The sequence below is a fragment of the Mycetohabitans endofungorum genome, assembly GCF_002927045.1.
Classification (GTDB): domain Bacteria; phylum Pseudomonadota; class Gammaproteobacteria; order Burkholderiales; family Burkholderiaceae; genus Mycetohabitans; species Mycetohabitans endofungorum.
This window is the reverse complement of sequence record NZ_PRDW01000007.1, coordinates 156049-182562: the sequence shown is the minus strand read 5'-3', so window position 1 is coordinate 182562 and position 26514 is coordinate 156049. Positions and strand designations below refer to the sequence as shown.

Here is a 26514-nt window from a genome sequence, read left to right as displayed (position 1 = left end):
TAGCACCGCCCACAATTCATTGCTGATTTTGCGTCTTGCCATGACCTCAGGATACGCGCCTTACGGCCTGACGTCCAGGTTGCGTTAGCGACTCTTAGTGAGCGGTCCGGATGCAACTTGACGGGTCGCCTGCGAAGGCTGGTGTAGAGGAACACTCGAACTGCCTGTCTGTATGGACGGCGGGTAAGTAACAGTCGGGGTAGAAATGCGTGACGATGACGGATCCATTGAAGCGCCTCCAAAAAAAGGTTTACGGCTCCAATGTATCCACCCGACTGACGCAACAAGCTAGCAACGCGAAACACTAACCAATTAAACGAAATAAACACACGTGTCAACTCGTGTTAAGGGCCCTGATGAGCCGATCGCCACAACCAACTCTGCGCACCGCTTCCGTTAAGATGGCTCATGCCTGAGCCATGGAAAGTTCCAATTTCGAACACTGTCTAGGATGCGTGCACGGACCGCCTCAGAGAAACGATTGGCTTCCATAAACTTGATGACCTGAGCCTTGGCGAATAGCAATTTTTGATCGTTAATGGTCCGGAACACAGAATATGTCTGAAGCCCGGTGAGCAGACGCAATAACGCCGCTTCGCCCCTGCCATTGATTAGATCCAACCCTTGCGGCCATACTCGCTGCGACAGCGCCTCATCCAGATAACGAATACTAGACAGCAATCCGAGCGCCGCCCCCTCACGCTGCGCCGCTGGCACACGCGCCAAATGGCGCTCGAACAAGGCCAACTCTTGTGCATGTTGGTCAGGTGGCAACGCCTCGATTCCCGCCACAGGCAAATGGCGCAATGCGATTCCCCACTGCTCGTCTGGCAGCGATAAAGCTAAGTCGCGCATTTGCGCGTAACGCATGGACTGCTCCGTTTTCGGCAAGACCCATGTGCTTTTCGCCAACGCGCCAACTGCCACACCCTGATAAGCGGGTGGAAGGCGTAGAGCCTGTTCGCACAAAAACGCGTACTGCGCGGATTTACTCGGGTGTGCCCTATCCGAATGCAAATGCCCCAGTAGCCCGACCAAGACCGAAATCAGCTCCGCTTGCTGGGACACGTTCAGCGACGGCAGCCGCGCCAAGAGCGCCTGATAACGCTCGATGAACTCCGGTGAGCCGATGTTGAAATCGATCAATCCAATCGCCAGTGCCGGCCAGACATTGTCCTGCTCAGGCCCGCGCTGTGCCACTAAGGCGTGAGCGAAGTCAAATACTTCAAGACGCTGATACCATGGCAAATAACGAAACATCAGCATCAGCGCCTTTTGTATTGGTAACCCATGCTTCGGAATGCGCTGCGCGGCTGCGAACAATCGCTTGAACGCCTCGCCTTGCTCGGCCTCCGGCAATGTTTGCAGACGCTGGCGCAACGCCTCAATCGGCTCGACGTGCTGCGCCGGATCGGCGAGCGTGCCATCCATCTCATTGAGCAGTTGGTTGACTGATGCGAGACTTACGGCTTGGTTGGCTTGTTGCCAGTAGCTGTAGACTAACCGCCTGGTTTGCATCGCATGATACGTGCGACGATCGACTACTGAAAAATTTTTCACGTCTTGAACGGGCACGTAGTCACCGATCCGCTCAATCAGTTCGGGCGGCAGGTCATGATATGTCGTGGGCCGGCTGGCCGACGTGTTAGCTAAAGCGCTGCTTGGCGGCTGCCGTGGCGGTGGCACCGACGCGGCGGGTTGCGGGCACGACTCCAATGCGCGGATGTAGGCGCTATAGTCGTTTAAAGCGGCATTCAGATCAAAGTCCATTCACAAGCTCAGCAAGAGGTCCGACACACGCAGTGCGAAGCGCTGCTGCGCAGCAGGCTAGCGGAAAGCGGACGGATTAGCACAGCAATGGACAGCGAAAGCTAGACTTCTGGCGGATAAAGTAATGTCAACAAACGGGACTGCTATATCGCACATTGACAATGTAGGCAAGCTAACCGAACGACATACGGCTCCAATAAGTGATGGCGCGGGCTTAGCTACATCCTGCCGTCGCTGGTCGCACCGTACACACGTAGCGCTGGAGCGCACGAAGCTTGTCTATTTCTCGCTGGTCGTCGGCGGCGACGGCGAAAACGCGTTGCGCAGTCGCTGAGTCGAGGTCTGCGTAGGCGGCGGCTCCATCGCCCACGCTGGCGGTGCTGGCAGATCCGGACAGATCGTCGCCACGGGTTGAACAGTCGCGGACGGCGACACGCAGCCGCTCAGTGCCAGCGGCAAGAGCAGCACGGTAACGACGGCTGTCGGTTTCATGGGCTTGGCGTTCCTTCGTCAGTTGGGCATCCAGGGCTTCGATCCTTTGCGCTGCGGCTTGGCGGTTCTCCGCTGCCTTGCGCTCAGCGGCCAATGTAGCATCGGAAATGGCTTTTAAGTCAAGGGCGTGTCGCTCGCGAACAGCTGCGGCTTCGGCATGCGCGTGCGCGAGGCGAACACGGTAGTAAATTGACACACCGACACCCGAGAGCATGGCAGCGATGACAGCCGCAACAAGCGAGCAGGAAGGTTTGATCAGCATGGCAATGAAAACGCAACTGTCATGTTTAGTTTCATTTAAATGGGTTCCGATTCTGAAACGTTTCGCTTTGAGCATCTCGATAGCTGACGGGTAAAATGTAACTTTTGCCGCCCACTTTAGGATATGCATCGTGAAACACAAACTCATCGAGGGCTTCAGTGCAGAACAGATCGAAGAGGCGCGACTCCGTTACGCACAGATGCCCAAAAAACCCATTGTGGATATGACCCAGGTCATGTCCACACCTGAAGGCCGCCAGAGGGTTCAGGAAGGCCTGGATTACGTGCTCAGGGAGCATGCCCTTGCCTTCAAAATCCTCAAGGACCACTGACCCATGCTCAGCGCCGAATATTTGATTGCCGCTCACGACAATGTCTTGCGCGCCGAGGGCGGCCTGTCCGGATTCTCTGGCGGCGGCCCCGGTGCCGTGGATGCCGCATTGGCTCGCATTGACAACCGCCTCCATTACGAAAGTGAAGAAATGGACGATGCGTTCGCGATCGCTGCAATGTATGCGGTCGCCATTGCGCGAGCCCATGCCTTTAATGACGGCACCAAGCGCACCGCTCTAAGCTGCACACTAGAATTTCTCAGGGAGAATGGCTATGTTATTCCCGCCGCCTCCGAGCAGAGCGAAATCCATCTGGCTGAACTCATGGTGGGCGCAGCCGAAGGCGCGATTGACCACTCGCTGCTGCGCGACTACCTCGTCGCGCTCTACCTGTTCCCGCTGGCCTGATCCGCTCTCTTACAGTGTGTCAATTCCAAGTGGCTGTTGACACCGCCTTACTGAGCATCCTTGCCTCCGCCCCGCCCGGCCGGCATTCGCCCGACGAACTTTTGGACGACCGCCTCAAGCGCATTTTGCCCAAGGATGCCAAACAGCGACGCGGTGCCCACTAGCCCTGTCGGAGATAAGTCGGGGAATGCCGTCAAGACTGCACCAGCACTCATCGACAGTCCCGCACCGACAATGGCACGGCCCACCACCAGTCGCGGCCTGACCCGCTCGCCATTGGCAAGCAGCTTGCCCAGCCCGAGTATTGCGCCGATGACGGCCAACGCTAGTACATTTTTTTCGTGTTCATCGAGTTGCATCAACTTGCTCCGGTGCGCATCATGGTCGCAAGACGGTATGCGCGAGCGCCGACTTGTGTGGCCCACTTTGATGCGAGCATGCCGTTGGCCGCCTTCGCATAATCACCGCGCTGCATTGCAGCCAGCGTGTCCACAAACGTAAGCAGCTTGCCGCCCAGGTTGAAGGCCATATTGATGAGCACGCGCTGGCGTACCGCATCGAGACTTCGCCACCAAGGCAGGTGGCGATCGAGCCACGTCACCGAGTGCATCACATCGTTTTCCAGCAGCAAGTCGCATTCGCTCTCAGCGATTCCGACATCAGTCAGATTGCGGCCGACGCCAATCGTGGTTTTGCCGACCGTATCCAGGTAAGGCTTCAAACGCCGCCCTTCGTCGCGGCTCAACTCCGACAGAAGCGTCGGCATGTCGAATGTTTCTCTCATGTGCGTTCCAGTTCAAGGCAGTAAACAAAAAAGCCGCACGAGCGGCTGATAGTCAAAATTCTCTTGCTATTTTGTATCCAATTGGATACTATGCTTACATGAATACCGTCACCGCTACCGAAGAATTCAGCGCATGGGTTGACGGTCTCACAGACTTGACGGCGCGTGCCGCGGTCTACCTGCGGATCAGACGAGCGGAGCAAGGGAACTTCGGTGAGTTGAAGATCAACGTCGGGCTGGGTCACCGAGTCTACTTTGCGCGTGAAGGGCGCGTAACATACTTGCTGCTTTGCGGTGGCGACAAGTCAACGCAAAAGGCCGATATCAAACGCGTGAAAGCCATGTGGAAAGCGATCAAGGACCAGACATGAGCAAAATCAATATTTCACGTTTTGACGTGTCGGAGCACCTGGACAGCGAGGAGATGATCGCGGCCTATCTCAATGCCGCTATCGCGGAAGGCGATCCTGATCTACTCACAGCGGCAATTTCAGATATTGCGAAAGCTCGCGGTATTGCGAAGGTCGCAGAGACAGCAGGACTAGGCCGTGAGAGCATATACAAAACGCTGTCACCAGGATCAAAGCCGCGTTACGAGACAATCGTCAAGCTACTGCATGCGCTTGGTGTAAGGCTCTCGGTTGAGCCTGAGAAGGCGAGCGCGTGACAAGTCGGTTGACTGGCTTACGCAGACACAAAGACAGCTCAGGCTACTTGCGCATTAGACAGCCGGGAGCCGACCGTTCCCGGTATCGCTTTCCATCCTTGTCCATGGTTCACAGATCGGATTGGCTTCGATGGCCGCGCAGCTCATATCCTTCTCCATTGGCCTTAAGACAAGCACCCTCCACACGACGATGGCGTCGGTGCCAATATGCTTTGTCTTGCGCCTAGGATTCCGCTGGGGTGATGGTGGAAACCGGAGTCCTTTTCCTGCTGCGGCTCATCCCCCCGCCAGTTCAGCGCGTTCGGCATAGGCCTTTTGAATAAGCCCTAACATGCCGCCCATGGTAAAGGCTATATTGTGATAATGACGCACTGGCGTACCGCATCGAGACTTCGCCGCCACGGCAGGTGGCGATCGAGCCACGTCACCGAGTGCATCACATCGTTTTCCAGCAGCAAGTCGCACTCATTCCTTAACGACTCCGACATCAGTTAAATTTCTTCCGACACCGATGGTGGTTTTGCCGACCGTATCCAAGTAGGGTTTCAAACGCCGCCCCTCATCGGCTCAATTCTGACAGAAGCATTGCCATGTCGAACGTTTCGGCCATGTTTGTTCCTCTTCAAGGGAGTAAACGAACGGATCCAGCGCAGGGCTGGGTTCGGATAAATTCATGTTGCTTGAGGTAAGCCAGCGGTAAGTCGTGTGCTATCCTCAGACGGCAAATAACTTGTGATTGGAGTGGCTACGGTATGAACAGGGAAGAACTCGGGGCCTTGCTTGCAGATCGGCTCAGGAACCGCTTGCACGCGTCTTGCCAACAATGGAAAACAACGGCCCCCATCAATCACTTCTACGTCGATGACATGCTGCCTGTCGACGTGGCAATGCAGATTCGGGGGGCATTCCCAGATCCGTCAACGATGATGCTTCGCAAGAGCATTAGAGAGTTCAAGTACGTTTCTTCTCAGATGGATAAACACGCGCCACTTCTCGAAGAAATCACATTTGCGTTTCAGCAGCCCGAAGTGGTTGCGCTGATTGCCGAAATAACAGGTCTTCATGCTTTACAACCAGACGAGCATTTATATGCTGGCGGTATCTCAATGATGGGATGTGGTCACTTTCTGAACCCGCATCTTGATAACTCCCATGACAAGGATAGAAAGCGTTATCGCTCACTGAACCTTCTGTATTACGTTTCCCCAAAATGGAGGTTGGAAAATGGCGGCAACCTTGAATTATGGCCGGATGGCACAAAGGCAAAGCCCACAACAATTGTAAGCAAATTCAATCGCCTTGTTGTGATGGTGACAAATCAACACTCTTGGCATTCGGTGTCGAAGAGCCTTTGTGATCAATCCCGATGCTGTATCTCAAACTACTATTTTTCATCTCGTCCGGTTGGAGACGTAGATTATTTTCACCCAACTTCTTTTCGCGGGCGGCCGGATGAACCGATTCGTGATTTGATGCTTCAGGCTGACGCTGCAATCAGAGGGTTAATTCGCACCGTTATTCCAAAAGGTGTGACCAAAACAAAGCATGTCTATAAAAAAGACTAGCTTGATAATTGATTTCAAGTTGAGCGCAGTTACGTGATTTCTGCGCTCAAATTTTAAAGTACCTGGATAGGTGACGATTGATGTTCCGACTTTATGAATTCATCAGTCGCATGCGCACGGATAAAATCCTAACATACACTAAAAGAGCGACGTTGGTTGTTTGCACCTGTACAATAACGCTACACGCCTTATAGTGCCTTTCATGAGGCTCGACACGTTCATACTTATCAACGAAGAGCTTACAAGCGTGATCTCGAACCAGATGCTGTCCTGACCTCACTTCTCGTCGAGGCGGTGCAGCCATGGGTTGCAAGGCGATTTGCATTGAGTTGAGAAACCGATTGTGAAAATTACCCCACAGATAATTAAGCAGACTCAAGCCTCTCTACCCCAAGGCTATCGGATTGCCTGGATGGACATCGCCCGCGCATTCGCAATATGCGTCGTAGTTTTCCTCCATTCCGTCGATACTTTTATGACCGGTCCAATCCCTGGTTTGGGCCAATGGGTCGTATTCACGTTACTTCATTGGATCGGGAGACTCGGAGTTCCAATCTTTCTCATGCTCACTGGGGCGCTGGTCTTGCCTGGCGCGGCAGCTACGACTCCGCTGACGTTTTATCGCCGTCGAATTCCTCAATTTGTCGCGATAACTTTTATTTATACTTGGGGATACGTATTTCTAGATAGCAAACTGTTCACCACTCCACTTCCCCCGTGGCAACAGATTGCTGATCAAATCCTCAAGAGCAGATATTGGCCAGCATACCATCTCTGGTATATGAATGTCATAATGGCTTTATATCTTGCCGCGCCATTCATAGGGCGAATTGTCGAGCGCCTACGCACAAATGCAATTTGGCTGGTCATTGGATTACTCATAGCCATCGAGATCATTCCCTCTGCGTATCACACAGCAGTATATGGAGGCTGCTACAGTAGTCGGATACGTGAAACTCTGGCCTTATACCCGATATATTTACTTATCGGTTATGCAGTCGTTGTCCGTGGATCGCTGACGAGCATTTCCACTAAATATCTCTCCGCCTTATTCTCTATCTGTGTAGCATCGATATTGGCCGCACAGTTGTATTTGGCAAAAAACAACCTTAATAATGGGGATGGGTTCATGTGGTATGACTCGCCTCTAATCCTAATTCCAGCAATTTTAGTCTTCCTTCTCTGCAAACGTGCTTATGTATCCCAGAGATTCCTTGCCCGCTGCGTTGAGAATCTCGCGCGAGCGAGCTTTGGAATCTATCTTTTGCACCTTTCAATCGTAATGGTGCTGGCTAAGCAAAGCACCACTTGGGATACATCGCCACTCACAAAAGCCATTATCACAGGGTTCCTTGTCATGGCCGGCTCCTATCTCATTTGGCGAGGGTTACATCGAGTCCCACTGCTACGAAAGCTCGTCGAATAGGCAATTCTATCGAGGCGTATTTGTCCCATTAATGATTGCCGCGACATCTGGATTAGAGGCGAGGAAGGACTTCAGTTTCTTTAAGGGGTCTACTACTTCGGGAGTGGCAGTACTCTGCGTTACTTCGGCGCAGGGACCAACCTTTCCGAATTCCCCGGCCTTCACGCGCTTCCAAATATCGCGGCCTTCCGAGGTATCGTAGTCCTGGTTTAGTTCCATTGGCACAAAACCATAATTTCTAGCCAGGCGTGGCAGCAGCACATCAGCGAGTACCGTGGTCCTCTCCTTGTTTCCCCATCGCAAATTTTTCACCTCAACATATACATTTTCAACAGCCTTCGGCTGTTCAACACTCAAGTTTTCCGTCATGCGATCCTCACATATGAACATAACCAGCCACCGCTTGGGAGCGGAACGTTTGCAGTACAAAGCCATGTTCCATTTGGCATGTTGACATCGGATCCAGTGTAGATGTTCCCTGGATTTCCATTCACACCGCTAATTCCAGTACATCCAATCGCGCCGTAGGTCAGTGGATCAAACTGCGAGCGCGTCCACACTCTTCCGTAGTATGTCCCGTCGATCCTAGCCGTTAGACCTTCACCGCTTACCCAACCAAAGCCGATAGTTCCTCCCGTATCGGCAATCGTATAGTGCCCTTTCGGTTGAAAATTCACATGCGTCCAGTTCACTGTAGCTGCGTCTGCACCGTTAATCGGGGCCGGAAGATTATAGATCGGCTGACCGTTCATATTGACGCCGCCCGTCATTGCAACACTTCCATCCTTCTTAAAGAAGACGCCCGGATCAAAATCCCTATCCGTCCAGATCCGACCAAGGTTATTCGGACCAACAGTGACCCATGCTGAGTTTTTCTCGTTGTTGGTCGTAAGCTTGTAGATTGTGCCGTCTCGCTCAGTTTGGACAGCGTTTTTATTTACCCAATCTTGTGTCGCGTATTGCGTTAGGGTTTGAGCGACGCGTAGCGGAGTCATGATCGTGTTGTTGTCGGTGCCAGTAACCGCTTGCTCCGATGACGCAACCGCCGACACAACTATGGCCCATTTCGTCGCGTCGCTCGGCTCGGTCGTGTTGTTATCCACGAGCGACTCGTACACGTCCCAGGGGTCCGTCTCGCTTGCCCGATACCGCACACGCGCGCGGTGGGCATAGGGATAAGCAATGCCACCGTTGTCCTCCGCCGTGATCCACTCTGGCGTCCCAAAAACCTGATACTGCTGCACCGCCTCAGTGATGTCGTGCAAGATAGCATTATGCTTGTTGCGCTCAATCGGCTTAGCCAGTGGATCAATTGCTTGGTCGCGTTGGTAGTCATAGCCGTAGCCCTGCTCATAACTGACATCGCCAGTAGTCTGGATCTCGTCCGGCACCGTCTCACGGTCGCCTGCCACAGCAAACGGTTTGACAAAAAATTTTTGTTGCATGTCTTACTCCGGAAAAGTTCCGTGTTCAAAATTCTTGTTGTACTCACCGAAGCCAAACGACGGCCGGTTGACAACAATCCGGCGCACGCCAACGCCTGCTGGGCGCGGCAGCAGATCATAGGTGTCGAGCACGAAGGTCAGCCCAGGATTGGGCTGAAATGTAAAAACATAAACGACATAAGTCATGTCATTCGGGTCGAGCACATAAACTTGTCCTTGGTCACCCAGCAGCATCTTCATAAACTGGTTGATTTCGGGGATCGTGCCACGTGAGACGAGCTGGAAATAGCGCAGCCGCAGCACAGTGCGCTTCTGCTCGACAGTGAGCCCCACTGTCGAGGAAGACTTGCAGCCAAAACCACCATGCCCGAAATTTCGGTTGGATCCACCGAATCCCAAAACGGGCGTGTCTGGCTTGGTCGGGTCTACAGTGACAGCAAGCGGTACACCAAGAATTTCCGCCCAGACCGACAGCCCAAAGTCGTTTGCCGTGCGCAAGTCAAAGACATCGCGAATCCAGTTCTCCCAAAAAGCGGTGTGATTCTGTTCGTACCATGCCTGCTTGCACTCCAGCAGCCCGCGCAGATTGTCCGCGTCGTTGTACTGCCAGAGCAACGCTTGCAGCAAATCGACGGAAAAATCGAATGCCTGGATTCTCATTGACTTACCACCAGCGAATTGCATGCACAAAGGTCGATGCCGCGATCAGGAATGCGATGAACCAGATAGACCAATAGCGGGATGGTTTCAGCTCGTCCGAGATCATTTTCAGCGCTCTCAAGAATGTCGTATACTTATTCACAAGCTCTCCTCGTTGCCTTTTCCAACGGGTGGATGCAAGAAAGCCCCGACCGCTGCTAACGGTTCGGGGCTTTCGCCTTTCTCAATGCTGCTCGGTGTGACTACACAACGATGACCTGGATGCCTGACGGCGCAATCGTTGCCTTCTCAAAAATTCCCAGCGGGATCTCAGTCGTCACGTAATCGATTGGCGACAGGAGGGAGACTTCGAGCCGCTGCACGTAGAGGCCCGGTACATAGCGATTGACGGCTGCGGCCAGTTCAAACGGTGACACGCTGGTGCCAACCGTAAAACCCGTCTCACCTTCAACGCGTTTTTCCGAGTAGGCAAGAATGGCGTCACGCACGGCAACTTGTGGGTCGGCGACCGACGAGGCGGCGCGTACCGTGACGCGCGCGAGAAAGTCGCGCCGTATCGGACGATCGAACCGAACGCGATATGATTGGCCCGAAGCCGGGTCAACTGCATTGACTTGCACCGTACCATTCCAGCCTGCGCCAGCGCTTTTGCTCTTCAACAGCGCTTGTGCAATATCGGCGTCTGTCCCGCCATCGATGCACACCCAAATCGAGTGTGGCTTCATGACTACGCCATCGATGACTTGCGCAGTGCTCTCGGTGTTCTCGCGAAATTGCAGGCTTTGCACCCCTTCCGTTGCGTAGAGCGCGGAGGTGATTGCTTCACAGAGGGATACGCCTTGCAGCGCAAGCGTCTGTTTTCGCAGCCTGCGCAGACTGGCATCGGATTGCCGGCCTCGCCCAAGCTTCGCGTTTTCGGGGTTATGGACGGCTTCCCACCCCAAGACGCTATCGACAATGTGCCGCAACGTGCCGGCAGGCGCAGCAACGGGGCCGTACTCCACAGAGCGAAAGCCAACCGTTGCCTTTCCATCCCGCGCCAGCACAACCGTTTCCGTTGTCTCGAACAGGTCGCCCGCCTCGGTGCGTGCACGCAACCCTTGGCGGATCACTGTATTCGGGATGCCGGTCACCTCGACATCGGCGATGGTCGAACGCTGGGCTTTCGCGCGTCCAAGTCCAGTCAACGCACAGATCGCATCTAGAAATACGCCGCCCGCCTCGTTCGGGTTGATCTGGTTGGCGAGTGCCGCATTGTTACGAATCACGCTGTTGCGGCCCAGCGCATCAGCCGTAATAAGCACGCCCTGAGGCGTTTCATCCGCCACCGACAGATCGTCGCCCAATACGCCACGCCATTCATTGCGCACCGTATCGAGCACCACCGCTGTGTCGGGCACAATTACGCCGGCATGAGTCAAATAGTCGTAGGGTTCAGCCATGGCTCTTTAGCTTAGACACGCCAAAAACAGTTTGAATAGTCGCGCTGTAGCACAGCGCACCGTCCACGATTGCCATGTCGAAGGCGGTGACATCGACCACGCCACCTACCGCGCGCAGCGTCTGGCGCGCGTAGGCTTCGAACTGCACCAGGTTTGTGTTGTGCCACACTAGCTCTCGCGTGGGCATCCCGCGGTCCAGCGCGAGCACCATTTCACCCAGTTGGGCTTGCATCGCGTGCTGGCAGTCCTGCTTGACCGCCTCGATATCGCGCGCGATGGCAAGGTTTCCGTCAGCGTTGATGAACAGGTCATTGCGTTGATTCGTTGCAAGGCTCTTCAAACCGGACCTCCACTGGTGTCGCTGCCGCGTTGAACGCCGTCATGCCGGTGTGTTTCGGCCGGTGTTTCGCCGAAAGTCACACCGCCGCGTCCGGTCACGCGCCCGTCGGCGGTAAGATTACCCGTACAGTGCACATTCGCCGCATCGAATTCGACCATTGGCGCAGTCAGCTTAAGCTTGTCCGACCAGAGTGCGACGCGTACCAAGCCATCCGCGCTTTGCAGGACAGCATTCGCTTTATCTTCATCGGCCAACGTGTAGCCGTGCATCACATCAGGGATGAACAGGCCGTCGGCAAACGAATGCAGTCGCTGTGTATTAGGCCCAACCTCACCACCCGATTGCAGATACAGCGAAATATCGCGGTCGCTGGCCTTGATCCAGCCAGTGTTGCCCGGTTTGAGCGGAAACGACATCACAAAGCCGCCGCCGCCCAGCGCGAGCACGGGCACACGGGCCAATGGCGGCCGGGATAACGTCCGGTTCTCGGTGGTCAGCATCATGATCTGCGGTTGCACTGTTGCGACATTGCGTCTGCGGTCATAGCCGACAATCTTTGCAGGCAGCATGTCATCGACGCCCTGCATCAGCTTCTTGAACACTTCGCGCAGCGTGCCCGCTAGTCCCCCTGTGTTCGCGGGATCATGACTCGGGATGGTGTAGTCACTCATCGGCGGGTACCTGCACGTTTGGCCTGCGCGATCCAGTAGAACGGAGTGTCACGGTTAGCTAGCTCGAAGTTCAGCTTGAAGATGACGTAATGGCCGCTCGCAGCCGGGTTCAACTTGCTGTCGATGGTCAATGCGCCGCCCAGGCGGGTCGTGGTATCGAACAAATACTTGACCTTGATGCCCTGCTCAGTGATTTCGGGAGTGCCGACCATGCCCGTGGCTTCGCTTAACACACGCGCCTCGCCGCTCAACGCGACGTTGTCGTTTTTCACGATCAGCGTGTGGTCATCAACATAGGCGTTCACGCCGCCGGCTTCGCCAAGCCGATCCACCTGTTTCAGTGCGCCTCCGGCAAATGCGTAGTTAGCAATGTTTTTGTCTGTGGCCTCAAAGCGCAGTGTCAGTCCAAGATCACTTGCTACCTGCTTTGCGATGGTGGACAGCGGAGCGGCGCCAGCCTGACTGCGCGCAAGGATGTTGCCCTTTTGAAATTGCCCGGTCGATGACTTGAACGTTAGCGTGATGTCCGGCGGTTGAGATGGGATGCAACTGGAAATGTCACCGACAAACACACGCGCTGCTCCAGTGGAACGTCGGCCTGCATCCAGCACAATGCGCTTGGGCGTGCGATTCAGGTTGAACGGACTGGTTTCCGTCAATAGGTATTCGCGATCCGCTTTGGATAGATTCGAAACACGAATCTCGGCTTCATTTTGCAGTGCATTTGCGAACTTGGAGCCGGTTGCACTAATCGCAAGATCGTCATATGTTTTCAGTTTGCCGTTCATTTCGATGCCCAGGCGCACAATGCGCGGATCGAGTTCATTCATTGGCTTCACAGGCGAACCTGCGCAAGCTCGGCACCGCTGAGGTATACAAGTTGATGCGTGCTGTTGAACTTTGTGTAGTCGGGGTATTCCTCATCCTCCGTCAAAAACACGAAGTTCCCGACGTCGTCTTCCATATACTGAAAAGGCAACAGTGGCGTACTGGCCGCGCACCGCAATCCTTGCACAAGCATCTCGCCGTCACGGGCAATCGTCGCGGCTATCACCCCAGATGTGGCCTGGACCGTGATTTCATAGCGGCGTGAATCGAGCCGAATCGACAGCGATTGATTAGGGATCGCATCGAGTGGAATTTGAATCATGGCGATTGCATCAAACAAAGATTGCTTCAAACGAAGATGTCGTGAAGCGTGGACGCTTTTCTTTTTGCGGGCTTGCCAGATTGCTCGCCACGCTGCACGGTGGATGCGTGTGTCTTGTCCTTGACTTTCCGGACGGACAGTTTTTCGTATCGTGCCGTGACGACCCGCACTTCCTTAAGCTTCAGCGTGAGCACGAGGGTGCCGAGGGCATCAGGCTCTTCCTCATGCGGCATTTCTGCGATCAGCATGTTGGCGTGGCTGCCCGCCTTCGTCTGCACCGTCAGGAGTTCACCCTTCTGGAACATCTCGCGGATTTGCCGATAAGTGTCCCGATATGTTGCCCCGGCCAGCATCATCTTCAACTCGATCTCAACCGGCAAGATGATCCGGTGGTCGGTCATCGTTGCGCCCGATTCAATGGGATGTTCCATTACCTTGGACGCTTCCTTGACCGTCGCCTTTATCGGCCGCGCGTCGCCAAAAAGCTGCTGAAAGCCTGCATCGAACACGCCGACGACATCGACGGCGGCGGTCGGAATGAATCCGGCGATCACGCTGCCACTCCGTCATCAAAATGATTCAATGTCGTACTTAATTCTTGCCCCAAACTACGGCTGAGGGCCTGATTGACCGCATCGCCGTCCGTGGCTTGGGTATGGATCGTGATGGGTCCCGTCTGCACATTCATGCTCTTGCTCACACTGCGGTTTGCGTGCGTGATACTGGCTGAGGTCTGTGCCGCCAGCGGCGTTGAGGTGACGGCCAGCGCCTGTTTGCCGGCGATGACGCCAGCACGATCCGCGGCCGCTACGCCCTTGGATACTGCTCCACCTTGCAATGGTGCGGCGTCCCCAAGACCGAGAAAAGATTTCACCTGCCCCAGCGCACTACTAATGATCTTCAAGCCGCGTGAGGCGGCGCCGATGACGGTTTCGATCGCTGCGGCGATCCCGTTCCACGTGGCTTTGACGGTGTGGCCGACCTGGTAAAATACATCGCCGATCAAGTTCATGACCGGCTTAAGGGCAGGTATTTTGCTCAACAGCTTGTCGAACGCGGCACGCACATTCGTCGAGAAGCGCTCGAATGCTTTCTCAGGATTGTCAATCAGATCGGTAATGAAGATCAGTCCAGCCTTCACCAGATCAAACAGGAACGAAAACACATCCGCAACCCCATGCACGATTTCGCCAATAATTGGCCAGCGTTTCGCCATCTCGCCGATCAGCGAGTCGTTGCCATCGAGAAACGCCATCACGTCTTCGTAGGCCAGCGCGAACAGCGCACCGACCGCTGTAATGGCCGCGCCGATCAGCAGATAGGGCGCGACCAGCGCGAATGTCGCGGTGGCGGCGCTCAAGATGGCAGGCAGGTACAGCGACGTCAGTACCAGCGCCAGTCCGACTAAGGATCCTTTTACTAGGTCGCTATGGTCTGCCAGGTAGGCCGTGAGCGCTTCGAACTTTCTCAGCAACCACGTCAGGGCGGGCAGCACTGTGGTCGAGAGGCTCGTGAACATGTACTGGAATACCTGCCCGAGATCACATAAGGCGATCTTGGCCTTGCCGAGTTGCTCGGCGTATTGCTTTGCCGCTTCAGCATCGGTCTTGTTGACAACGCCAAACTCTTTGTGCCGCTTGATTTGTTCTTCGAGCGCTTGCCGCCCTTTCTGCAACAGAGCGATGGTGGCGTCGTCCAGCCCCATCTTTTTGCCTAATTCGGCGGATTCCGTTTTGTTTAAGCGCTCAAACGATTGGGCGACTTCCAGCAGCAGCTGAGGTGTAGTCTTGGCGTTGCCGTTCAGATCACGAAACTGCACGCCGAGCCGTTGCAGCAAGGGGCCAATGTCACCTTTGCCAGTTTTGACCAGTTCAGTAACTTTTTCACTCAGGCTAGTGAGCGTTTTGCTAAATGCCTCGCCACTGCCGCCGCAACGCTTGGCCGCTTCGCTCCATGCGTGCAGCGTATCGACCTCGACGCGCAGTGCGTCGGCGCTCTTACCGAGCGCGTCGGTGTCGGCCACTGCGCGCGCCACGCCGGATACCATCGCGCCCACTGAAAAAGCACCAGCAATCGCACCGGTGGCCGCCCCGATTAGCGACTTGAACGACTTGCCAAGTTGGGTGGCCGCCATATCCGCTCCCTTGATCTTTTTCTCAAGCTGCTCGGTCGCCTTTTCGGCCTCTTGCGCCCCTTGCTTGACCTCCTTCGCGTCCGAATCGAACAGAATGTAGAACGTTTCAAGAATGCTCATTTCGATGTCCGTTTGGCGTGCTCGGCGGCAAGCCATTCGTTGTAGCGAGGGATCGCAATGCTCTCCCAGAGAATGAAAGCATCCTCCAGCGTGTAGACTGTCCTCAATTCCTGGAGCGTGGCACGTCCTTCAGAAAGGATCGCTCCAACAAGTGCGTCAACGTTTTGGAAATCCACGCTGTCGCCTTGCCCTCGACATTGCCTAAGAAAGTCGAGACCTTTCCGCTTGAGAAAAAAGACGTGTTGTAGTCCATCATGTGGAACTCGATTTTCATCAACGTCTCGTAGTCCGGCACATGGTTGTCAACCAGCGCGGCGGTCGATAGTCGCAATTCGCCATTGTCAAGAGGCACCGCCACGAAGCCCATGATTTTTAACATGAGTGCTTCGTTGGTCTTGTAGTCGCCGAGTTTCGGCACCGCACTGATCGGGTACTGCGAAACGATCTCGCGACCTGCGACGGCGGGAAATTTCGACAGGATGTAGGGGCGATCCTCACCCGCCATCGTTTTGATCAAGATTTCCTTGGGTTCAAGTAATACGCTCATGATGTTCCCGTCCGGTTTTCAAAAGCAAAGATGTACGGTTTGCTCTTCATCCGCCCTGCGCTGGCTACACTGTTGGCAGGCATGCCGTCAGTGATCACCCCTTTGGTCAGCGTGAGTATGCGGGCGTCCGGGTAGATTGCTGCCATCGTGATTTCGTCTTTTGCGCTCTGCTTACCACGTCCGACCCGGTTTGCTTCAAGCAAGATCGACATGTTCTTGTCGTCGTCACTCCCTGGAATTAGGTTCAACGTCACTGTGATCGGATTGGCTTTGGACCAGACAATCAAATCGCCATTGAGCCCCATCGCCTTGTCGTTTACCTGAATACTCGGAATGTCGAACGGATCGCCATCGTCGGCGAACTGCGTGACCGTAAAACCGGCGGGAAACGTTTTAGATGCACATACCTGCACCACAAGGCCGAAGCCCGAGATGTTTTCCATCGTTACTCCTGGTCTGGATCAAATCAAGACGTGGTTTCCGTCCACTTTTCGGATGGCATCATCTTTGCTGTAGATGAGGGTGTAAACGGCCTTGTATTCGGTGCGTCCGTCTGGCGTCACAATGGATTGGATTACGCAGTCGAGCCAGTAACCGATGGTCTGGACCTGCCGCCACGCGTCGGCTTCACCCGTCATATTGGTGATGTACAGCTGCTGCGTATTGTTCAGATCCTTGCCGACGCTGATCGTGCCGTTGAGCAGCGCCTGATTGATCACGCTTTGCAGCGTCGCGATCAGTTGGCCCCGTCCCTGCACGTTGGCCGATACCTTCGCCAGCGACATCAGCAGTTCCATGATGGCGCTGCCGGCCGCATCTTTGAGCCATTGCTCGTTCGCGTAGACATTCATGTCTGTCGGCGCGGTGGCGCCACCCATCAGCACGCCGCGCTGATAGAAGTCGAGCACTTGACCAGCCGTTTGCGTGCGGCCGTAGTAGTTCACACGCAATGCATCCAACCGATCCGATTCGGGCGTCGTCGTCACACTGGGCGTGAGCGCCGCTTGCTGAAACATGTAATTTTGAACCGAGTTACGGCGGCTGTAATCGGTGGCGGCCAGAATCATCATCGGAAGCTGCTCGGGATATTCGCCGCTCGCGCCAATGAGCGTCAAACCGGTCCCCGCGTAACCTTTGAGCGCTTCATAGTAGGCTGCCGCATCGGCAGATAGGACGCGCGTGTGGAACTGGTACATCACATTCTGCGCCGCGTTCCATTTTGCCGCCTCCTCGGTCTCGGCTGCCGACAAGGCCCGCAGAAATGTGAACGAGCCAAAATTGTTGGATAGCTCAGTCGAAGCGGCCAGCACATCGCTAACCGTTTCGGCGACTGCTCCATCGGCGTAGACAGCGCGATCATCCCAACCCAGCATAGTATGGATCGTGCCGGACAGGACAGCGACCTTTACATTGGCACACGTACTGGTGGTTGTGAAATGGAAGCCATTTTTCCGCGCATCAAACGAGACAATTGCACCCTCCCAAAGGGGGCCCGCACCTGCGGCACGAATGGCTGCTTGTAAAACCGATGCCACGTCGGCAAAGCTAAGGGCTTCCGCGAACGACAACGGCGATACGGAATGAATATCTGTGCCAAGCTGTATTGTCAACTCGCCAGCTGTCACAGCTTGGAATCGAGACAATGGCGCAGTCACTGCCGCCCCAAAGATCATCGGCGCGACGGCGGCATCGACCCAGCGCGCGAAGCTGATTTTCTGCGCGCGCGTAATGTTCTTTGAGATCCAGCCGAAATAGAAAGATGCGCGGGCGTATTCCTCCGAGGCCGTGCCAAAATAGCGCCCGACATCATCGAGGTTATCGAACTCGACTACCGTTTTCGGCGGCAGCAGCATATTTGTCGTAAAGAAACGCCCGATTAGATCGCGCCGACGCACACCGGCCGCTGCGCCGACGCCCGACGTCACGTCAACGTACTTGGGAAATCGAATTGCCATCAGTGGCTCCTAGATGCAACGAATGTTTGTCTCGAACGCGTCAACCGATGGAGCCCGGCTGGCCCGCGTGCGCAAATGAGTGAGGATGAAATCGAATGACGGGCTGGCTTCGAAGCAATCCCGGTCATCAGCAAAATAAGTGTGGCGAATGTCTTGCACGCGATAGATGCCGACTTGATGCGAGTGCAACGTGTGGCGCGCAGTATCGCTTTGCAGGATGCACGCGACCAGGTTCAGCAGATCGGATGCTGTCAGCAAATCAGGCTGCTTGGGGTCTTGTGGTGCAAGTACGTTCACTTGGAACGCAGTTTGCATCCACACCGACTCGGTATGGACGAACTGCCCGGCTTCGCGATCCCAGACGCTTTTGCGCTGCGGGAAACCGTATCGGTAATCGCCGATTTTGTTCAAGAACACCACCGGGCCGCTTGGCGTGCCTTGTTGCGTCGGCTGATACTGCTGCTTGATGGCAATGTCGGCAATGCCATTCGCGCGCAGCCCGTCACGGATCAACGGCAGCAGGATGCGGAACAGTTGGTTATCTGTCATGGGGTACCGTTCGGAAAAGCACGCCTACAATCATGAGAAAATAGAGACCCTTTGACCTCATCAACCGACCGCAAAAAGGGGGGACGCATGAAACTGGATCGTGCATATCAACGAAAACTTTTGACGATACTTTCCGAGTGTTACCCCCAATCGTGCCGTGTGCAGACGATACTTGAAGACAGTAATGCGGAGGCAGATGCAAAATACGCCGCCAATATGGCCTATCTTGACGAGCTTGGGCTAGTGATTGGTGGTGTTCGATATGGCTTGAATGGGGACTGGATATTTGAGCCCCCTCGCATCACAGCCAGAGGCATGGACTTTCTCGCCGATGATGGAGGTCTGTCGGCCATTCTTGGTGTCGTAACTATCAAGATTCACGAGGAGTCTGTTCGGGCACTTCTCATGGAGCGGGTCGAAAAATCATCTTCTCATAGCCCGGAAGAACGGTCTGCTCTCGCTGAAGCAATTCGTAACTTGCCGGCTCGATCAATTCAGACAATTGCCGACAAACTGATCGATCTGGGGGCGCATCATCTGCCGGCCGGAATTCACGCACTACATACCTGGATAGACCAGGCGCTTGTGTCAATACGCGTGACAACTTCATAAATCCAACAACCGGTGGCTCCCGCCTTTTCCAATGTGTAGTGGTAAGCATGCTGTCCGTGACGCGCACCCATATTTCAGGAAGGTCAATCGGCAAATCAAGATAAAAAGTAAAAAATGCGTCGAAGTCGGCAAGCGCAGCGCATGAGATAAGGCGCGGCGATGCATACGAGCCATATTGATCATTAATATAAGCCATTGGCGTTTTTCCAAAATCAAATTTGTACGCAGAGTGCGCCGTCCCAACCGTCGATGTTGAACCAGTCCGCATCCGACAGCAGTTGATAGCGCTGACCGGCAAACTCGATCTGATCGCTCGATCGGTCGCGGGCCACGTCCTGTAGTTCGGCACACGCATAAAGCCGGATGTACCGTTTCTGGAAATCGAGACCAAGGTACTGATACAAATTTCGGTCCACGGCCTGCACGCTGCCGTACAAGGGTACAGGTGGTGCATACCGGTTCACGTCAATGCCCACATCGTTGGTCTCGCGCCCCAAGAATCGGTAATACTCGACACGTTGCTTGCCGATCACGGACAACGCAAGACCGAGCAAATTAGAGCCTGGCATCACGACTTGTCCTCCACGATATGGGTTAGCGTATTCAGGAGCACACCGGAATCGACCAGCGGTTTAGCGGCTGTCAGCGAGACAACGCGACCTTGTTTTTTGTCTCGCAAGCGCGCCTTGACGGTGGCGACTTTCAACGGCGGTGTGCGGATTCGCGAGATGGCGCGGCGAATATCGCCAGCGGCCTTGGCCGACACCTTCTCCATGACTGCGGCTGGCGAGTCCGTACCACGAAACACCGCCGTATAGCCCTGCTGTGCTAGTTTTGCCCATTGCGCTCGTTGTGCCTGGGCCGTTGGGCGCATCGTCGCGCGCATCGCGATGCCTTTTTCGGGCACGCCATGCTCATGGATCGCGGCTACATAGGCGACCGGTGTACCGTCCTGATATTTAGAAGACTCAAACCAGCCAACCTTGCCGATATGGCCTCCGATATTTTGCAACGCTTGATGCAGACGCGCGCCACCGGGGCCAGGCTTACGTAATACCTTGACCATTGGTTTCACTTCGGAAATAGGGCCACCCGATCAGGCGGCCTAGGCATCAGGGATAGATGCCGTACACGCGGCGAAACGCCGATCCTTCCGGCAGTCCGCTAACATAGAAGCCGCCTGCCGCCGCGGCCGACAGTAAAGCGAGAAGCTGCTGTCCATAGGCAGTGAGCGACAACCACCACTGCCATTGCGACTTAACAGGCGGCGGAGTGAGCGTGACTTGCACCTTGTCGACGGTTGCGGTGGACACCATACCCGGCGTTTGACCGCCTTTCACCATGTCCGCCAGCGCAAGGAGATGGGCCGTCATCAGATTCAGCGCACGGACTCGGTCATCACCTTGTAGATGTCCATAATCCTTTGGGCTCACATAGCACGTTGCCGCCGTCCAGGTTGCCGAAAGCGCGGTGTCGGGATACGCGGTTTTGCTCTCGAATGCAGCAAAGGCGGCGCGAAACGCGCTGGCATCCAACTGGATGGGCGCACCCATCATTACTCACCCCGCGTCTTGGGCCGCTTTTTCTCTGCAAAGTCTTGCGGTACCAGCGGCGACGCTTGATCGCGACCGGTCATATCCGCGGCCACCTTTTCTGGATCGGTTTTGGATCGCTCGACGTGGATAAAGCCACGTTTGACATGCCGCTGAAAGGCCTCGTCCTTTTCAAGCAGCGCCAAATCCTCGTCCGTCACCTGCGTTACTACTCCACGAGGCGTAATTAAGTTTTTGTTGGCAACGCCCGCACCGCCTTTGATCACGATCGCGCGCGTGCGAATCGGCAAGTCGTTTCCACTGTTGATCCACACGCCATAGGCGGTATCGCACGTTGCGGTCGAATACACGTAATGCATGATTGCTCTCCGTTAAAGTCCTGTGCGACGCACGACAGCATACGGCCGCTTGCACATCACGCCCGCCGTCGCATTGGAATAGTCCTCTTCGTAGCCTTTCGCGAGTTGCTGAATCCCCAGCACACGAAATTTCGCCGGCACGATTTGTACAAAGGTTTGACCGCCGTCGGTCGATTGATCGCTCACGCTCTCAGCGTATAGATACGCAACATTGTCGCCCGCATGCGCTGCATCAAATTCCGGGCAAGACACCACACGCATCGTCGGATAGGTCTTGGTCAGCCAGTCCTGCACGGACACGCTAAAAATCGAAGTGACTGTCAAGTAATCGATGACCGACGTGCCAAGAACAAGCGTCAGTTGTTCTTTTTTCGGGTCTATCACGCCACGCGCCTGGTTGCGCAGATCGGCCACCATCGTGCGAATGTCTGCTGTAATTTCGAGGAAGGTCTTGGACGCCCATTGGGTCGAGTTGGCCCCACCCATTGGCAGGGTGACATACGCAGGCAGGCTGGGATCATTCAAAAGTCCATAAGTGCGATTGTTTCCATCGTTGTAGCCGTAAAATCCGACGCGATTGCGGTTGATCTCCAGCGCCAGCGTTGCTGCTTCGCGCTTGCTTTCGGCACTATTCACTTTCATCCGCGAAGCGCGCGCTTCTTCAAGCGTGCCGACACGCATACCTTCTTCGAAACGCACTACCGTGCGCCGCTCAAAGTTGACGTTCCACGACGACAGCGGCACGTTCGTATAATCACCATACGGCACAGACGTACCGGTGAGTTCCATGACACCCTGCACGACTTCCTCATCTTCCCATGCGCCCGCTGTCGTAATGCCCACACACTCATCGATCGTGCGGGCCGCCGTGGTGATCGCCACAAAACCAGGCAGCCAGTTTTGTAGGAACTGCTCGGGCGTGGTAATTGTCGGTGTAGTCAAACCGGGTACCAGCGCCGCGTCCATCGCCGCCATCATGCGGTGCACGGTTGCGGCGTCCATACCAATACCGATACGGGACAGGTCCTGATAGCCAACGACGCTCGACAGCTTGAGCGGCCGTACTGCGCGTGGACCGATATACGAATGTTCTTTGCTTTGCATGCTCAGTGCCTCAGTTGGTCAGTGTAATCACGGCCAATCCCGCCCCCGTCGATAGGTAGCGCGAGACAAGCGCGTTGGGTACTTCAACGCTGCCGCTGGGTACCTCGCTATCTTCTTCAATGGTGGACAGTGCCCCCGTGCTGGTGTCGTAGATAACCGCATAACCCACATCGGTGGCGGCAGGCAGGCTCACCACGATTTCGCCCATCGTGAGCAGTTCACCAATGCTTTGATTGGGTAATTCCATCGTTGGCGTGAGCGTACCTGCTGCTGCACCATACGAGGCATAGTGTTTTGGATGGACGAGGATGCCCACAAACTGCCCTGTCCCGCCAACTTGCGCCACGCCGTCGCCCGCAAGCGTATAGGCATGGCCAATCACGTTGGGCTTTGAGGACACCAAGGTCCACGGCGCGGCACGCACCGGGCCATCGGTAAAAAGTTCGCCCGGCACCCCGAAGGCCATGTCGGCGCGAACAGTGGTTTGGAAAGCCATGTTGTCAGACTCCTTGCAGATATTGGTCGAGTTCGCTCGATGTCGGATGCTTCGCATCCATACCCTGCCCCGGTTTGGGGACCTCGCGACCGTGCAAATAGCCGTCGAGCGCGGCTATCTCCTGCCCCTTGGTGCAAGCGATACCGAGTTTTGAGACACCGTAGCGCGCCACTTCAACCAGCGTCTTGTCGGCGTGATCAAACGTGCCGATGTGAGCGGACAAGCGGCTAGCCAGCGCATCGCGCTTGCTGATCTCGCTCATGATCCCTTTGGCGGCACTACGCTCCAGTTGAGCCAAGCGCGCGCGCAGCGCCTTGACCTCGGCGGCATCAACGCTCGCTACCGTCTTGCTCGGCTTTTGCGACTGGGTTTGGGCGGCGGCGCAAGCCTTGCGCAATCCGGCAATGGCGCTGTCCATGCTCGCGCGCATCGTTTTCGGCGCAGTCTTGGATGCAGTGCGAAGCGCCTTAATTGCCGCGTCCATGGCTTGCGCGGTTTCTTGCTCGTCTTCTGTCTCTTTCTCGCCCTTCGCCGCGGGTGAATCATCGTCTTCATCTTCGGCAGGCAGCGTGTCATCGTCATCTTCAACCGGCGTCTTGGTCGGGGCATCGTCGCCGATTACCGATGGATCTATGTCGCCGTCCGGCGAAGCGGAAGGTGTCGAACCGACCAGCGCCTGCACCAGCGGAATCAGCTGTTTCACTACGTCAGCGAGCGACACGTCTTCGTCTTGCCCCGTTGCCTTGTTTGTACTTGTCATGAGTAACTCCTTTGCATCGAATGTGAATGTCATGTGATCCAGAACAGCGACATCGGGCCCCATGCGCCCTTCGTGGACAGACGCGAGGTGGTTGCCCCGAATCTTTCGCTGGATGGCGTCGTAGCGTTGGCCGTTGTACTGGCCGCAGATAAACTCGTATTGGCAGCGATAGCCTGCGGACAGCTCACGCTTGCCGCTATGGATAAGCGCCGCGAGTGATTCGGAGAAGACTTTGATGTTGCCTTTCAGCACACCGTCTTCGTAGTACACGTCCTCGCCGATGACACCTTGGATCCCCTTCTTTTCCGGCGCGATATAGCCGGTATCTTCGCTGCCAAGCATTTCGTGTTCATCGACCCACGGCAGCAGTCTGAACGATTCAATGCAGGCAGGATCGGCCAACTCTTCTTCTGGCCGGTAGACCATGTAAATGCGGTTAGGCTCGGGCGCGCCGATTGATCTGCCCAGATAGGGAAATACCCCCACCTTGGAAATCGGGTTGTCGCGAATTTCGGCCCAGCCGTTCGTATCGATGACGCGATTTGTCATGCGTCACCTCGGGAAAAGCGAATGACCGGTATAAAGCTGCATTTGCAGTTGGGCTCCTCCCCTGGTCGCACATAGGCTCCATTGGGGCCGATCGGCGCGCCCCTCGCTAGATTGAACACCTTGCCGTCAAAGGCAAGATGGCGTTCGCGTGGATGTATACCGCCGCTGCTATGTACCCATTCCCCTTCCGTTATGCCAAGCGACATGCAGCGCCCATTGTTCAGGCCGTTGTAGACCTTGCGCGTTTGGTCGAGCGCGATGTTTCGCGCGCGTCGCCTTGTCACGCCTTCCTGTTCCCGTAGATAGGAGATCAGGTCCTGTAACCCGTTGCCGCTGGTGATTGCACGCATGACTGCACCCTGTACGCCGGCCAGATACTGATCGGCAATCGACTTGATGAGGCCCACGTTTTCGGCTACCGAACTGGCAAGGATTTCCTTTGCGGTCGATGGCAGGGCTGTGGTTTTGAGAGACAGTCCACCGGACAGGTCACGTAGGCTGCTGTGCAAACTGGCACTGCTTGCCTTATCTGCACCCGCGACCATGCGCATCACGATTGCTTTTGCCTTGAGCGCGAAACGCTTGCGTACACGCCGGGTCAGCGCGTTTGCCACGATGCGTGCCTGGCTCGATAGGCTGGCGTCCTGCGCAAAGAAGGTTTGCGCTGACGGGCTATCGAACAGCGCGACAATTTCTTTGTGACTGGCAGCCGCCATCTCGGCGACAAGCCGCTCCAGGTCCTGCTGATAGCGTGCCTGTAAGCCAGCACTCACGCGCAGCGGCTTGCCGCGTAGCACGGCTGGTTTGAACTGATCCGCCCACGCTGCCTTTTTGCGGGCCAGTAGCTTACGTGCCATCGTCATCCTCAAGCAATTCATCGCCCGCCTTATCAGGCGGGTCAGCCGGCATGGCTTCCTCTATGCCGGTGTAGCCACTGGTGGGGTCCTGGGTGATGCGGCGGCGTTCATCGATGCCGTCGATGGCACCGCACTGCACCAGGATGGCTCCGGTTTCCGCTTCCATCTTGTTGACTTCCGCGCGTTCCTTCGCCGTCATCGAATCCAGCGGGTTCCATGCCACCGTCGTCTCAAATGGCGCGACGCCAAACTTCGGCGCAATCTCCGAGCGGATGACCAGCAAGTGATGACGATCCAGCAGAGGCGTCAGGTCATGCGCCTGAATGCTTTCCAGTTCTTCGTGGTAACTCGCTTCCTCGAACTCGCCCGTTGCGTTAAAACCCTTGGGCGATGTGCCAAGCAGCTTGGTGGCCGGCACGTTCGCCGCCGCCGCGACAAGCTGATACTGCGTCATGATGACCGCATCGAAGTCCGCGAGCGCGGTGTCGAACTGCTCGATTTGCTCTTCCGTGCCAACAACCTTGATGCCGTGGTTGTCGCGATAGTGAGCCCAGGTCGCCATCCGCTGCTCAAACTTTGCCTGATTGGCGACAGCACTTTCCACGTCCATGTGAATGACCGTACTGCGCTTGGACATTGCGAGCAACGGAGCCTCATTGGCCGTGCGCTCGGAAGCATAGACGCGCTCAAAAATCTTCTGCGGCACCGGCACGCCACCGTAATAGTAGGTCGGTTTCAACACATCCGGAACTTCGCCAGTGCGCAAGATAATCAAATGCGAATGATGGATCGGCTTGCCATTGATGCGCCAGTAAGTCGGCTCGTAAAAGTGCAGGCTTGTCGGGTCGGTTATAGCCGTCGAGTTCAATTCTGGCACCACCCAGTATGGGTCGATTTGCCGGATGCCCTTATAGCTGCCTGGTGTCACGCCGTCTGGATTAAATGGCTTGGCATAATATTCAGGGTCGGTTGACTGGACCACGAACATGGCGATGCGAATGCCGAATACACGCCCCATGCGCACGAACTCGCGCATGTGGTGGTTGATTCGGAAACGCTTATCCTCCCTGCGGATTGCGTCGATGACGCCCGCATCAACTCCTGTACCGTCGTTGACCGTAACCGTATAGCCATTGCGTATCGCATCCTTACCCGGCATCGCGCATGCCTTGTCAACCAGCCAATGCTGTGCAATCAGCGCGCAGAGTTGGTAGCCGATAAAGCTCTGTGACGCATACCAACCGACCTGCGCGGCTGGCATGTTTTCCTGTCGGAGCGTTGCAATACGCTTGACGCTGTTTTCAAGTTCGTTCGCGTCCATGCCGACGTCGGCGGCGCAAAAATCATCGGCCACCGAGCGTTGAAACGTTGATGCCTGCAAATGTGCCCATGCCTCAGTCTGGCCGACACGCAGATCGTGCTTGGTCGTGAAAAAGCCCCCGGACTTTGGGGTCTCGGGGGCTTGGGGCGACTCATCCTTGCGTCGTAACCAGTTGAACATGTCGG

The 26514-nt window shown here is 55.6% G+C and carries 34 protein-coding genes; 7 read left to right on the top strand and 27 right to left on the bottom strand.

All coding sequences use genetic code 11. The features are described from left to right. Window positions 1-396: 396 nt before the first annotated feature. Both B0O95_RS08915 and B0O95_RS08910 read right to left on the bottom strand, forming a co-directional pair. Window positions 397-1770: a hypothetical protein gene (locus B0O95_RS08915; protein WP_104077579.1), complete on the bottom strand. Its 1374-nt coding sequence runs from the start codon at window positions 1768-1770 to the stop codon at window positions 397-399. A 214-nt stretch (window positions 1771-1984) separates the two neighbouring features. Beyond that, window positions 1985-2653: a lysis system spanin subunit gene (locus B0O95_RS08910; protein WP_332908561.1), complete on the bottom strand. Its 669-nt coding sequence runs from the start codon at window positions 2651-2653 to the stop codon at window positions 1985-1987. A gap of 1 nt (window position 2654) precedes the next feature. On the opposite strand from B0O95_RS08910, the gene B0O95_RS08905 reads away from it, so the two are divergent. Both B0O95_RS08905 and B0O95_RS08900 read left to right on the top strand, forming a co-directional pair. After that, entirely contained in the window at window positions 2655-2855 is a 201-nt protein-coding gene (locus B0O95_RS08905; protein ID WP_076784843.1) for a hypothetical protein, read from the top strand. Window positions 2856-2858: 3 nt separating this feature from the next. Beyond that, window positions 2859-3263 (top strand): type II toxin-antitoxin system death-on-curing family toxin, encoded by a 405-nt coding sequence (locus B0O95_RS08900; protein ID WP_104077578.1) that lies wholly within the window; start codon window positions 2859-2861, stop codon window positions 3261-3263. Between the two features lie 47 nt (window positions 3264-3310). Here B0O95_RS08900 and B0O95_RS08895 read toward each other — a convergent pair whose 3' ends face one another. Next, window positions 3311-3622, bottom strand: a complete 312-nt coding sequence (locus B0O95_RS08895; RefSeq protein WP_104077577.1) for a phage holin family protein — start codon at window positions 3620-3622, stop codon at window positions 3311-3313. Then, window positions 3622-4047, bottom strand: a complete 426-nt coding sequence (locus B0O95_RS08890) for a glycoside hydrolase family protein (protein ID WP_104077576.1) — start codon at window positions 4045-4047, stop codon at window positions 3622-3624. The genes B0O95_RS08895 and B0O95_RS08890 overlap by 1 nt, the downstream gene beginning before the upstream one ends. A gap of 98 nt (window positions 4048-4145) precedes the next feature. On the opposite strand from B0O95_RS08890, the gene B0O95_RS08885 reads away from it, so the two are divergent. The 4 genes from B0O95_RS08885 to B0O95_RS08865 all read left to right on the top strand — a co-directional run bounded on the left by B0O95_RS08885 (window position 4146) and on the right by B0O95_RS08865 (window position 7705). Beyond that, window positions 4146-4418: a type II toxin-antitoxin system RelE/ParE family toxin gene (locus B0O95_RS08885; protein ID WP_104077575.1), complete on the top strand. Its 273-nt coding sequence runs from the start codon at window positions 4146-4148 to the stop codon at window positions 4416-4418. Further along, window positions 4415-4714: an addiction module antidote protein gene (locus B0O95_RS08880; RefSeq protein ID WP_104077574.1), complete on the top strand. Its 300-nt coding sequence runs from the start codon at window positions 4415-4417 to the stop codon at window positions 4712-4714. The genes B0O95_RS08885 and B0O95_RS08880 overlap by 4 nt, the downstream gene beginning before the upstream one ends. A gap of 752 nt (window positions 4715-5466) precedes the next feature. Then, a complete protein-coding gene (locus B0O95_RS08870; protein ID WP_104077573.1) occupies window positions 5467-6279 on the top strand; it encodes a 2OG-Fe(II) oxygenase in 813 nt (270 codons plus the stop codon). Window positions 6280-6691: 412 nt separating this feature from the next. After that, complete coding sequence (locus tag B0O95_RS08865) at window positions 6692-7705, top strand: acyltransferase (protein ID WP_146064040.1); 1014 nt, start codon at window positions 6692-6694, stop codon at window positions 7703-7705. Window positions 7706-7711: 6 nt separating this feature from the next. Here B0O95_RS08865 and B0O95_RS08860 read toward each other — a convergent pair whose 3' ends face one another. The 14 genes from B0O95_RS08860 to B0O95_RS08790 all read right to left on the bottom strand — a co-directional run bounded on the left by B0O95_RS08860 (window position 7712) and on the right by B0O95_RS08790 (window position 18718). Next, window positions 7712-8074, bottom strand: a complete 363-nt coding sequence (locus B0O95_RS08860; RefSeq protein WP_104077571.1) for a hypothetical protein — start codon at window positions 8072-8074, stop codon at window positions 7712-7714. Next, window positions 8071-9150 (bottom strand): hypothetical protein, encoded by a 1080-nt coding sequence (locus B0O95_RS08855; RefSeq protein ID WP_104077570.1) that lies wholly within the window; start codon window positions 9148-9150, stop codon window positions 8071-8073. Before B0O95_RS08855 ends, B0O95_RS08860 begins: the two co-directional genes overlap by 4 nt. Window positions 9151-9153: 3 nt before the next feature. Continuing rightward, window positions 9154-9834, bottom strand: a complete 681-nt coding sequence (locus B0O95_RS08850; RefSeq protein WP_233203257.1) for a DUF2612 domain-containing protein — start codon at window positions 9832-9834, stop codon at window positions 9154-9156. A gap of 218 nt (window positions 9835-10052) precedes the next feature. Then, window positions 10053-11252, bottom strand: coding sequence for a baseplate J/gp47 family protein (locus B0O95_RS08845; protein ID WP_104077568.1), 1200 nt, complete (start codon window positions 11250-11252; stop codon window positions 10053-10055). Further along, on the bottom strand, window positions 11245-11592 hold the full coding sequence (locus B0O95_RS08840) for a hypothetical protein (protein WP_104077567.1): 348 nt from the start codon (window positions 11590-11592) through the stop codon (window positions 11245-11247). Before B0O95_RS08840 ends, B0O95_RS08845 begins: the two co-directional genes overlap by 8 nt. After that, complete coding sequence (locus tag B0O95_RS08835) at window positions 11589-12263, bottom strand: Gp138 family membrane-puncturing spike protein (RefSeq protein WP_104077566.1); 675 nt, start codon at window positions 12261-12263, stop codon at window positions 11589-11591. The genes B0O95_RS08840 and B0O95_RS08835 overlap by 4 nt, the downstream gene beginning before the upstream one ends. Continuing rightward, window positions 12260-13093 carry a baseplate hub protein gene (locus B0O95_RS08830; protein WP_233203256.1) on the bottom strand — a complete coding sequence of 278 codons (834 nt, stop codon included), beginning with the start codon at window positions 13091-13093 and terminating at the stop codon, window positions 12260-12262. The genes B0O95_RS08835 and B0O95_RS08830 overlap by 4 nt, the downstream gene beginning before the upstream one ends. Before the next feature lie 5 nt (window positions 13094-13098). Beyond that, window positions 13099-13443, bottom strand: a complete 345-nt coding sequence (locus tag B0O95_RS08825; protein WP_104077564.1) for a phage baseplate plug family protein — start codon at window positions 13441-13443, stop codon at window positions 13099-13101. Then, window positions 13440-13967 (bottom strand): phage baseplate protein, encoded by a 528-nt coding sequence (locus B0O95_RS08820; protein ID WP_104077563.1) that lies wholly within the window; start codon window positions 13965-13967, stop codon window positions 13440-13442. The genes B0O95_RS08825 and B0O95_RS08820 overlap by 4 nt, the downstream gene beginning before the upstream one ends. Next, complete coding sequence (locus B0O95_RS08815; protein ID WP_146064039.1) at window positions 13964-15436, bottom strand: phage tail tape measure protein; 1473 nt, start codon at window positions 15434-15436, stop codon at window positions 13964-13966. The genes B0O95_RS08820 and B0O95_RS08815 overlap by 4 nt, the downstream gene beginning before the upstream one ends. A 334-nt stretch (window positions 15437-15770) precedes the next feature. Then, on the bottom strand, window positions 15771-16214 hold the full coding sequence (locus B0O95_RS08805; protein ID WP_104077560.1) for a hypothetical protein: 444 nt from the start codon (window positions 16212-16214) through the stop codon (window positions 15771-15773). Then, window positions 16211-16657: a phage tail fiber protein gene (locus B0O95_RS08800; protein WP_076795224.1), complete on the bottom strand. Its 447-nt coding sequence runs from the start codon at window positions 16655-16657 to the stop codon at window positions 16211-16213. The genes B0O95_RS08805 and B0O95_RS08800 overlap by 4 nt, the downstream gene beginning before the upstream one ends. An 18-nt stretch (window positions 16658-16675) precedes the next feature. Then, window positions 16676-18169 (bottom strand): DUF3383 domain-containing protein, encoded by a 1494-nt coding sequence (locus B0O95_RS08795; protein ID WP_104077559.1) that lies wholly within the window; start codon window positions 18167-18169, stop codon window positions 16676-16678. Between the two features lie 9 nt (window positions 18170-18178). Beyond that, entirely contained in the window at window positions 18179-18718 is a 540-nt protein-coding gene (locus B0O95_RS08790) for a phage gateway protein (protein ID WP_104077558.1), read from the bottom strand. Window positions 18719-18805: 87 nt separating this feature from the next. On the opposite strand from B0O95_RS08790, the gene B0O95_RS08785 reads away from it, so the two are divergent. Then, complete coding sequence (locus tag B0O95_RS08785) at window positions 18806-19330, top strand: hypothetical protein (protein WP_104077557.1); 525 nt, start codon at window positions 18806-18808, stop codon at window positions 19328-19330. Window positions 19331-19542: 212 nt separating this feature from the next. Here the strand turns inward: B0O95_RS08785 and B0O95_RS08780 are convergent, their stop codons facing one another. From B0O95_RS08780 to B0O95_RS08740, 9 genes are all read right to left on the bottom strand, one after another. Then, the gene (locus B0O95_RS08780; protein ID WP_104077556.1) at window positions 19543-19899 is read right to left on the bottom strand and encodes a phage collar protein; all 357 of its coding nucleotides are present in this window, start codon (window positions 19897-19899) and stop codon (window positions 19543-19545) included. Beyond that, window positions 19899-20396 (bottom strand): hypothetical protein, encoded by a 498-nt coding sequence (locus tag B0O95_RS08775; protein WP_104077555.1) that lies wholly within the window; start codon window positions 20394-20396, stop codon window positions 19899-19901. Before B0O95_RS08775 ends, B0O95_RS08780 begins: the two co-directional genes overlap by 1 nt. 46 nt (window positions 20397-20442) lie before the next feature. Beyond that, entirely contained in the window at window positions 20443-20883 is a 441-nt protein-coding gene (locus tag B0O95_RS08770; RefSeq protein ID WP_158249476.1) for a DUF4054 domain-containing protein, read from the bottom strand. A gap of 2 nt (window positions 20884-20885) precedes the next feature. Continuing rightward, the gene (locus B0O95_RS08765; protein WP_076795237.1) at window positions 20886-21242 is read right to left on the bottom strand and encodes a hypothetical protein; all 357 of its coding nucleotides are present in this window, start codon (window positions 21240-21242) and stop codon (window positions 20886-20888) included. 12 nt (window positions 21243-21254) lie between these two features. After that, window positions 21255-22244, bottom strand: a complete 990-nt coding sequence (locus tag B0O95_RS08760) for a major capsid family protein (RefSeq protein ID WP_233203254.1) — start codon at window positions 22242-22244, stop codon at window positions 21255-21257. Window positions 22245-22356: 112 nt separating this feature from the next. Continuing rightward, entirely contained in the window at window positions 22357-22842 is a 486-nt protein-coding gene (locus B0O95_RS08755; protein ID WP_146064038.1) for a structural cement protein Gp24, read from the bottom strand. A 4-nt stretch (window positions 22843-22846) separates the two neighbouring features. Further along, window positions 22847-24151, bottom strand: a complete 1305-nt coding sequence (locus tag B0O95_RS08750) for a DUF2213 domain-containing protein (RefSeq protein WP_104077552.1) — start codon at window positions 24149-24151, stop codon at window positions 22847-22849. Then, window positions 24148-24948, bottom strand: a complete 801-nt coding sequence (locus B0O95_RS08745) for a phage head morphogenesis protein (RefSeq protein ID WP_158249475.1) — start codon at window positions 24946-24948, stop codon at window positions 24148-24150. The genes B0O95_RS08750 and B0O95_RS08745 overlap by 4 nt, the downstream gene beginning before the upstream one ends. 49 nt (window positions 24949-24997) lie before the next feature. Next, window positions 24998-26509 (bottom strand): phage portal protein, encoded by a 1512-nt coding sequence (locus B0O95_RS08740; RefSeq protein ID WP_233203252.1) that lies wholly within the window; start codon window positions 26507-26509, stop codon window positions 24998-25000. Window positions 26510-26514: the final 5 nt, after the last annotated feature.

What these genes read in the sequence shown, in the direction of transcription:
- B0O95_RS08915 (WP_104077579.1), bottom strand. Translation starts at nt 1,770, where the DNA reads ATGGACTTTGATCTGAATGCCGCTTTAAACGACTATAGCGCCTACATC.
- B0O95_RS08910 (WP_332908561.1), bottom strand. Translation starts at nt 2,653, where the DNA reads ATGCATATCCTAAAGTGGGCGGCAAAAGTTACATTTTACCCGTCAGCT.
- B0O95_RS08900 (WP_104077578.1), top strand. Translation starts at nt 2,859, where the DNA reads ATGCTCAGCGCCGAATATTTGATTGCCGCTCACGACAATGTCTTGCGC.
- B0O95_RS08895 (WP_104077577.1), bottom strand. Translation starts at nt 3,622, where the DNA reads ATGCAACTCGATGAACACGAAAAAAATGTACTAGCGTTGGCCGTCATC.
- B0O95_RS08890 (WP_104077576.1), bottom strand. Translation starts at nt 4,047, where the DNA reads ATGAGAGAAACATTCGACATGCCGACGCTTCTGTCGGAGTTGAGCCGC.
- B0O95_RS08885 (WP_104077575.1), top strand. Translation starts at nt 4,146, where the DNA reads ATGAATACCGTCACCGCTACCGAAGAATTCAGCGCATGGGTTGACGGT.
- B0O95_RS08880 (WP_104077574.1), top strand. Translation starts at nt 4,415, where the DNA reads ATGAGCAAAATCAATATTTCACGTTTTGACGTGTCGGAGCACCTGGAC.
- B0O95_RS08870 (WP_104077573.1), top strand. Translation starts at nt 5,467, where the DNA reads ATGAACAGGGAAGAACTCGGGGCCTTGCTTGCAGATCGGCTCAGGAAC.
- B0O95_RS08865 (WP_146064040.1), top strand. Translation starts at nt 6,692, where the DNA reads ATGGACATCGCCCGCGCATTCGCAATATGCGTCGTAGTTTTCCTCCAT.
- B0O95_RS08860 (WP_104077571.1), bottom strand. Translation starts at nt 8,074, where the DNA reads ATGACGGAAAACTTGAGTGTTGAACAGCCGAAGGCTGTTGAAAATGTA.
- B0O95_RS08855 (WP_104077570.1), bottom strand. Translation starts at nt 9,150, where the DNA reads ATGCAACAAAAATTTTTTGTCAAACCGTTTGCTGTGGCAGGCGACCGT.
- B0O95_RS08850 (WP_233203257.1), bottom strand. Translation starts at nt 9,834, where the DNA reads ATGCAATTCGCTGGTGGTAAGTCAATGAGAATCCAGGCATTCGATTTT.
- B0O95_RS08845 (WP_104077568.1), bottom strand. Translation starts at nt 11,252, where the DNA reads ATGGCTGAACCCTACGACTATTTGACTCATGCCGGCGTAATTGTGCCC.
- B0O95_RS08835 (WP_104077566.1), bottom strand. Translation starts at nt 12,263, where the DNA reads ATGAGTGACTACACCATCCCGAGTCATGATCCCGCGAACACAGGGGGA.
- B0O95_RS08830 (WP_233203256.1), bottom strand. Translation starts at nt 13,093, where the DNA reads ATGAATGAACTCGATCCGCGCATTGTGCGCCTGGGCATCGAAATGAAC.
- B0O95_RS08805 (WP_104077560.1), bottom strand. Translation starts at nt 16,214, where the DNA reads ATGAGCGTATTACTTGAACCCAAGGAAATCTTGATCAAAACGATGGCG.
- B0O95_RS08800 (WP_076795224.1), bottom strand. Translation starts at nt 16,657, where the DNA reads ATGGAAAACATCTCGGGCTTCGGCCTTGTGGTGCAGGTATGTGCATCT.
- B0O95_RS08795 (WP_104077559.1), bottom strand. Translation starts at nt 18,169, where the DNA reads ATGGCAATTCGATTTCCCAAGTACGTTGACGTGACGTCGGGCGTCGGC.
- B0O95_RS08790 (WP_104077558.1), bottom strand. Translation starts at nt 18,718, where the DNA reads ATGACAGATAACCAACTGTTCCGCATCCTGCTGCCGTTGATCCGTGAC.
- B0O95_RS08785 (WP_104077557.1), top strand. Translation starts at nt 18,806, where the DNA reads ATGAAACTGGATCGTGCATATCAACGAAAACTTTTGACGATACTTTCC.
- B0O95_RS08780 (WP_104077556.1), bottom strand. Translation starts at nt 19,899, where the DNA reads ATGCCAGGCTCTAATTTGCTCGGTCTTGCGTTGTCCGTGATCGGCAAG.
- B0O95_RS08775 (WP_104077555.1), bottom strand. Translation starts at nt 20,396, where the DNA reads ATGGTCAAGGTATTACGTAAGCCTGGCCCCGGTGGCGCGCGTCTGCAT.
- B0O95_RS08770 (WP_158249476.1), bottom strand. Translation starts at nt 20,883, where the DNA reads ATGGGTGCGCCCATCCAGTTGGATGCCAGCGCGTTTCGCGCCGCCTTT.
- B0O95_RS08765 (WP_076795237.1), bottom strand. Translation starts at nt 21,242, where the DNA reads ATGCATTACGTGTATTCGACCGCAACGTGCGATACCGCCTATGGCGTG.
- B0O95_RS08760 (WP_233203254.1), bottom strand. Translation starts at nt 22,244, where the DNA reads ATGGACGCCGCAACCGTGCACCGCATGATGGCGGCGATGGACGCGGCG.
- B0O95_RS08755 (WP_146064038.1), bottom strand. Translation starts at nt 22,842, where the DNA reads ATGGCTTTCCAAACCACTGTTCGCGCCGACATGGCCTTCGGGGTGCCG.
- B0O95_RS08750 (WP_104077552.1), bottom strand. Translation starts at nt 24,151, where the DNA reads ATGACAAATCGCGTCATCGATACGAACGGCTGGGCCGAAATTCGCGAC.
- B0O95_RS08740 (WP_233203252.1), bottom strand. Translation starts at nt 26,509, where the DNA reads ATGTTCAACTGGTTACGACGCAAGGATGAGTCGCCCCAAGCCCCCGAG.